Origin of the sequence: Methylobacterium sp. WL18 (genome assembly GCF_008040015.1) — a bacterium.
Lineage (GTDB): Bacteria > Pseudomonadota > Alphaproteobacteria > Rhizobiales > Beijerinckiaceae > Methylobacterium > Methylobacterium mesophilicum.
In genome coordinates this window covers 1-5,526 of record NZ_VRVD01000303.1, presented here as the reverse complement: position 1 = coordinate 5,526, position 5,526 = coordinate 1, and the positions used below count along the sequence as shown (strand labels likewise).

The window sequence follows — 5,526 nt, the reverse complement described above, 5'->3', positions numbered from 1 at the left end:
CCCTCGGCCTGGAGGGGCGCGCGGCCCACGTCTCCGGCTGCGCCAAGGGCTGCGCCCGGCCCGGCCCCGCCGACCTGACCCTCGTCGGAAGAGGTGGCCTCTACGGCGCCGTCATCGGCGGCGCGCCCGGCGATGAGCCGGCGATGCACCTCCCTATCGAGGCGGTGCTGGAGCGGTTAGGAAGGGCCAAGACCGTCGGGCTCGCCGCCGCCTTCGCACCGGGGAACACCGTGACGGATTTCGGGAGGAACGAGAGACCGGCATGAGCGCGAGCCAGAATGCCCTGCGCCAGGCAGGTTTGGAGCCGGAGACGGCCTCCCGCTACGACTATATCCGTGACGGTGCGGCGATCTACGCGCGCTCCTTCGCGATGATCCGGGCCGAGGCCGACCTCGGGCGCTGGTCCGGTGCGGCCGAGCGCGTCGTCGTCCGGATGATCCATGCCTGCGGCATGACCGATCTCCCCGTGGACGTTGAGATGTCGGATGGGTTCGCCGAGGCCGGGGTCGCGGCGCTCCAGGCCGGAGCCCCGATCCTGTGCGATGTCCGGATGGTCGCCGACGGCGTCACCCGGGCACGGCTGCCCGCCAAGAACGCGGTGATCTGCACGCTGGGCGATCCGCGGGTGCCGGATCTCGCCGCGAGCCTGGGCACCACCCGCTCGGCCGCCGCAATGGAGCTGTGGCGGGAGCACCTGCCGGGCAGCATCGTCGCGGTCGGCAATGCGCCCACCGCGCTGTTCCGCCTGCTCGAGCTGTTGGACGCCGGTGTGCCGCCACCGGCCGCCGTGATCGGCATCCCGGTGGGCTTCGTCGGCGCCGCCGAATCGAAGGACGCTCTGGCCCGGGACGGACGCGTCCCGTTCGTCGTCGTCCACGGCCGGCGCGGCGGCAGCGCCATGACCGCGGCGGCGGTCAACGCACTCGCCAGCGAGGTCGAGTGATGGACGGGTTCGAGCGCGTCGAAGCCCCCGTCGAGGAGATTCCAGCAACGGCCGTGACCGGCACCCTCTACGGGGTCGGCATGGGCCCGGGCGACCCGGAACTGCTCACCGTGAAGGCGCAGCGCATCCTGATGCGCGCGCCCGTGCTGGTGCATTTCTGCAAGCGCGGCCGGCGTGGCAACGCCCGTACCATCGCGGACGCGATCCTGCGCGACCCCGCCCGGGAGATGCCGCTGGCCTATCCCTACACGACCGAGATCCACCCGGAGCATCCGGATTACGTGGCAGCGCTGGCCGCCTTCTACGACGACGCGGCCGGCCAACTCGCCGACCATCTCGGCGCCGGGCGCGACGTGGCGATCCTGTCGGAGGGCGACCCGTTCTTCTACGGCTCGTTCATGCACCTGTGGCGGCGCCTCAAGGACCGCTTCCCCGTGGAGGTGGTGCCGGGCGTCACCGGCATGTCGGGCTGCTGGACCCGGGCCGGCACGCCGATCACCTGGGGCGACGACATCCTCACGGTCCTGCCGGCTACACTGCCGCTGGACGCGCTCACCGAGCGCCTGCGCGGCACAGACGCCGCCGTGGTGATGAAGCTCGGTCGGCATTTGCCAAAGGTGCGCGCGGCGCTCACCGCCGCCGGGCTGCTGGGCCGGGCCGTCTATGTCGAGCGCGGCACCATGGCGGGCGAGCGCGTGGTGATGCTCGCCGACAAGGCTGACGACGACGCGCCCTACTTTTCGATGGTCCTCCTGCCCGGCGAGGGGCGTCGGCCGTGAGAGCCGGACACGATCCGCGGCTCTGGCCAGTCATGCAGCGCAGCCTTACACTTTGTAGGTTGGAGGATGCATCATGACGACCTTGACGGTGACCGACCAGGGTCAGGTCACGTTCCGGAAGGACATCCTTAAGCATCTCGGAATTCAGCCCGGCGACAAGATCAGGCTGGAGCTGCTGCCCGATGGCCGGGCCGAACTGAAGGCCGATCGGCCGCGCGGCTCCTGGCGGCAGCTTCACGGGATCCTCAAGGGCAAGGGTAACGGCGCGCGTTGCTCGATCGAGGAGATCGACGAGGCCATCGCCGAGGCGGGGGCGGCCGCCGCTATGGCCGGTCTGGACCGACCGTGAAGCTCACGCCTGAGACAAACGTTCTGCTGCGCCTGGTCGTGGACGACGATGAAGCGCGGGCGCGCGCTGCGTTGGACCTAATGGAACGGGCCAGCCAGGTCGCGATCAGCCTTCACACGCTGTGCGAACTGGTCTGGGTTCTCCGCAGCCGATACGCGATGCCACGTGCTGAGATCGCGACTGCGATCCGCGGCCTGATCGAGGCCGACAACGTGGTGGCGAACCGGCCGGGGGTCGAGGCGGGTCTGACGCTTCTCGAAGCCGGCGGTGACTTCGCCGACGGAGTTATCGCCTTCGAGGGGCGGTGGTTGGGAAGCGAGGCTTTCGCGTCCTTCGATAAACGGCCCGTCAAGCTCCTTGGTGAGCAGGGCTTCGCCGCCCTGGTGCTGACATCGCAGGCAGACGCACGTTGAACCAGGGTGTAAGCGGCAGCGTCACGGTGGTCGGCCTCGGCCCCGGGGATCCCGGGTTGCTGACCGAGTCCGCACGCCGGGCCCTCGACGCCGCGCAGGATCTGATCGGCTACTTCCCCTACGTGGCGCGCGTGCCCGAGCGCCCGGACCTCATCCGTCACGCCAGCGACAACCGCGTCGAGGTCGACCGCGCCCGCCATGCCCTGCAGCTCGCCGCCTCCGGCCGGCGGGTGGCGGTGGTGTCCGGCGGCGATCCGGGCGTCTTCGCCATGGCCTCGGCCGTCTTCGAGGCGGTGGAGCACGGCGAGCCCGGCTGGCGCGACCTGACCATCACGGTCGAGCCGGGGATCACCGCGATGTTGGCCGCCGCCGCCCGGCTCGGCGCGCCGCTCGGCGGCGACTTCTGCGCCCTGTCGCTCTCGGACAACCTGAAGCCCTGGCCGGTGGTGACGGCCCGGCTGGACGCGGTGCTGCGGGCCGACTTCGTGATCGCGCTCTACAACCCGATCTCGGCGGCCCGGCCCTGGCAGCTCGGCGCCGCCCTTGATCTCGCCGCCGGGATCCGGGCGCCCGAGACGCCGGTGATGTTCGCCCGCGCGATCAGCCGGCCGGACGAAGCGATCCGGGTCTCGACGCTCGCCGAAGCGCATGCCGTACCGGCCGACATGGCCACGATGGTGATCCTCGGCGCCTCCACCACGCGGCTGATCCCACGGTCCGGCGGCGTGCCGTTCGTCTACACCTCACGCAAGGTCGCGGGCACGGCATGAACGCCGGTCTCCAGCCAGCGCAGAGCGCCCGCGGCGTCGGGGACGCTCGGCACGTCGGGCTTCTCCGGCCGGCGCACCATGACCACCGGGATCGCGAGGCTGCGCGCCGCGGCGATCTTGCCGTAGGTCGCCGCACCGCCGGAATTCTTGCTGACCAGGATCTCGGTGCCGGTGGCGTGCATCAGCGCGGCCTCGGCCGCCGCGTCGAACGGGCCCCGCGCCTCGATGGCGGTGAGGTCCGGAACTGGCAGAACCGACCCGAGCGGCTCGACGCTCCGGGCCAGATAGCTGTGCTGCGGCGCCACCGCGAAGGCGCCGGCCTCCTGGCGGCCGATCGTCAGGAACACGCGCCGGGGCGCCTGCCCCAGGGCTGCGACCGCCTGCTCCATGGTCGCCACCTCGGTCCAGAGGTCGCCGGCCTCGCGGCACCACCCCGGCCGGCGGATCGCCAGCAGCGGCACCCCCGCAGTCTCCGCGGCGGCGGCGGCGTTGGCCGAGATGGTCGCAGCGAACGGGTGCGTCGCGTCGATCAGGCGATCGATACCCTCCGCACGCAGATAGCCGCCGAGACCCGCGGCGCCGCCGAACCCGCCGATCCGGGTCGGCACCGGCTCGGCCTTCGGGGCCGCGGTCCGGCCGGCCAGCGACAGCATCACGGCGTACTCGCCCCGTCCAGCCAGGGCCCGGGCCAAGGCGCTCGCCTCCCCGGTGCCGCCGAGGATCAGGATTCGCATCGCGCCGCGGTTCATGGGGGTCTTGTCCATGAGCGCTGATCCCCTGTCGAGCCACCGCTGGCTATCGATCGTCGGCATCGGGGAGGATGGACGCTCGGGCCTGGCGCCGGCGGCCGCGGCCGCGCTCGATGGCGCACAGGTCGTCTACGGAGGCCGCCGCCACCTCGCCCTCGCCGCCCCCTTCGACGCCGAGACCCGGACCTGGCCGAGCCCGATCCACCACGCCTACCCGGAGATTTTGGCCCGGCGCGGGCGGTCGACCTGCATCCTCGCCACCGGCGACCCATTCCACTACGGCATCGGCGCCGAGATCGCCCGGCTGGTGCCGCCCGCCGAGATCCACGCCTTCCCCCAACCCTCGGCCTTCAGCCTCGCCTGCGCGCGGCTCGGTTGGCCGCTGGCCGAATGTGGTCTCGTGACCCTGCACGGGCGGGCGCTGGCCCGGATCGTGCCGCACATCCAGCCCGGCGCCCGCCTCCTGGTCCTGTCCTGGGACGGCAGCACGCCGTCCGCGCTGGCGACGCTACTCGCCGAGCGCGGCTTCGGCGCCTCGATCATCACTGTGTTGGAGGCGATGGGCGGCCCGCGCGAGCGGGTCCGCTCCGGCCGGGCCGATGGCTTCGACCTCGAAACGATCGACCCGCTCAACACCGTGGCCATCGCGGTCGCCGGCGCGGGACAGGCCCTGCCGCTGGCGCCCGGCCTCGACGACGGGCTGTTCGAGAATGACGGGCAGCTGACCAAGGCCGAGATCCGGGCGTTGACGCTGGCGGCCCTGCGCCCGCATCCGGGCCAGCATCTCTGGGATGTCGGGGCCGGGGCGGGATCCATCGCGATCGAGTGGATGCTGCGCCATCCGAGCCTGCGCGCCACCGCCATCGAGGCTCGGCCGGACCGGGCCGAGCGGATCCTCCGGAATGCTCAGGCCCTCGGGGTTCCGGACCTGTCGGTGGTCACCGGCGCGGCCCCGGCAGCCCTCGCGGGCTTGGCCGCCCCGGACGCGATCTTCATCGGCGGCGGCGTTTCCGAGGCCGGGGTTCTGGCGGATACGCTCGCGTCTCTACGGCCGGGCGGGCGCTGCGTGGCCAACGCGGTTACGCTCCAGGGCGAGGCGGCGCTGCTTGCGGCCTTCGCCCAGCATGGCGGAAGCCTGCGGCGGTTCTCGGTCGATCGGGCGAGCCCGGTCGGGGGGATGCATGGCTGGCGGCCCGCGATGCCGGTGACCCAATGGGCGTGGACCAAGCCATGACCGACCCGCTCGTAGCCGGGATCGGGTTCCGGCGCGGCACAGGCGCCGACGAAATCGCCGCGCTGATTACCCGCGCCCTCGGTGCCGTCGGTGCCGCCCGGACCGATCTGACGGCCGTCGCCACGGCGTCCGACAGGGCTGCGGACCCGTCCATCTGCACGGCGGCGGCGGCGTTCGGCCTCTCCCCTCTGCCCATCGAGGCCGCGGCCCTGGAAGCCTGCGACCCGGAAGTGGTCACGCGCTCGGCCCGGATCGAACGCTTGCGCGGCGTCGGCTCGCTGGCCGAGGC

General features: G+C 72.4%; 8 protein-coding genes and 1 pseudogene. 8 read left to right on the top strand and 1 reads right to left on the bottom strand.

Annotated features, from left to right (window positions below):
• From FV228_RS19030 to cobJ, 6 genes and pseudogenes are all read left to right on the top strand, one after another.
• Window positions 1-266, top strand: a pseudogene (locus FV228_RS19030) (precorrin-3B synthase); the annotation flags it as partial.
• The gene (locus FV228_RS19025) at window positions 263-943 is read left to right on the top strand and encodes a precorrin-8X methylmutase (protein WP_147856050.1); all 681 of its coding nucleotides are present in this window, start codon (window positions 263-265) and stop codon (window positions 941-943) included. The pseudogene FV228_RS19030 and the gene FV228_RS19025, both read left to right, overlap by 4 nt.
• Window positions 943-1,722, top strand: a complete 780-nt coding sequence (locus FV228_RS19020) for a precorrin-2 C(20)-methyltransferase (RefSeq protein WP_147856049.1) — start codon at window positions 943-945, stop codon at window positions 1,720-1,722. Before FV228_RS19025 ends, FV228_RS19020 begins: the two co-directional genes overlap by 1 nt.
• Before the next feature lie 73 nt (window positions 1,723-1,795).
• Entirely contained in the window at window positions 1,796-2,071 is a 276-nt protein-coding gene (locus FV228_RS19015; RefSeq protein ID WP_147856048.1) for an AbrB/MazE/SpoVT family DNA-binding domain-containing protein, read from the top strand.
• Window positions 2,068-2,484 carry a type II toxin-antitoxin system VapC family toxin gene (locus tag FV228_RS19010; RefSeq protein ID WP_147856047.1) on the top strand — a complete coding sequence of 139 codons (417 nt, stop codon included), beginning with the start codon at window positions 2,068-2,070 and terminating at the stop codon, window positions 2,482-2,484. Before FV228_RS19015 ends, FV228_RS19010 begins: the two co-directional genes overlap by 4 nt.
• The gene (gene cobJ, locus FV228_RS19005; RefSeq protein ID WP_147856046.1) at window positions 2,481-3,254 is read left to right on the top strand and encodes a precorrin-3B C(17)-methyltransferase; all 774 of its coding nucleotides are present in this window, start codon (window positions 2,481-2,483) and stop codon (window positions 3,252-3,254) included. The genes FV228_RS19010 and cobJ overlap by 4 nt, the downstream gene beginning before the upstream one ends.
• Here cobJ and FV228_RS19000 read toward each other — a convergent pair.
• Window positions 3,221-4,018 (bottom strand): cobalt-precorrin-6A reductase, encoded by a 798-nt coding sequence (locus FV228_RS19000; RefSeq protein WP_246693953.1) that lies wholly within the window; start codon window positions 4,016-4,018, stop codon window positions 3,221-3,223. The two genes, cobJ and FV228_RS19000, sit on opposite strands and share 34 nt — an antisense overlap.
• Here FV228_RS19000 and cbiE point away from each other — a divergent pair.
• Together cbiE and FV228_RS18990 are read left to right on the top strand one after the other, a co-directional pair.
• Entirely contained in the window at window positions 4,017-5,237 is a 1,221-nt protein-coding gene (cbiE, locus tag FV228_RS18995) for a precorrin-6y C5,15-methyltransferase (decarboxylating) subunit CbiE (protein WP_147856045.1), read from the top strand. The genes FV228_RS19000 and cbiE overlap by 2 nt on opposite strands.
• The coding region (locus FV228_RS18990; protein ID WP_147856044.1) for a cobalamin biosynthesis protein at window positions 5,234-5,526 on the top strand (293 nt) is incomplete at its 3' end. The genes cbiE and FV228_RS18990, both read left to right, overlap by 4 nt.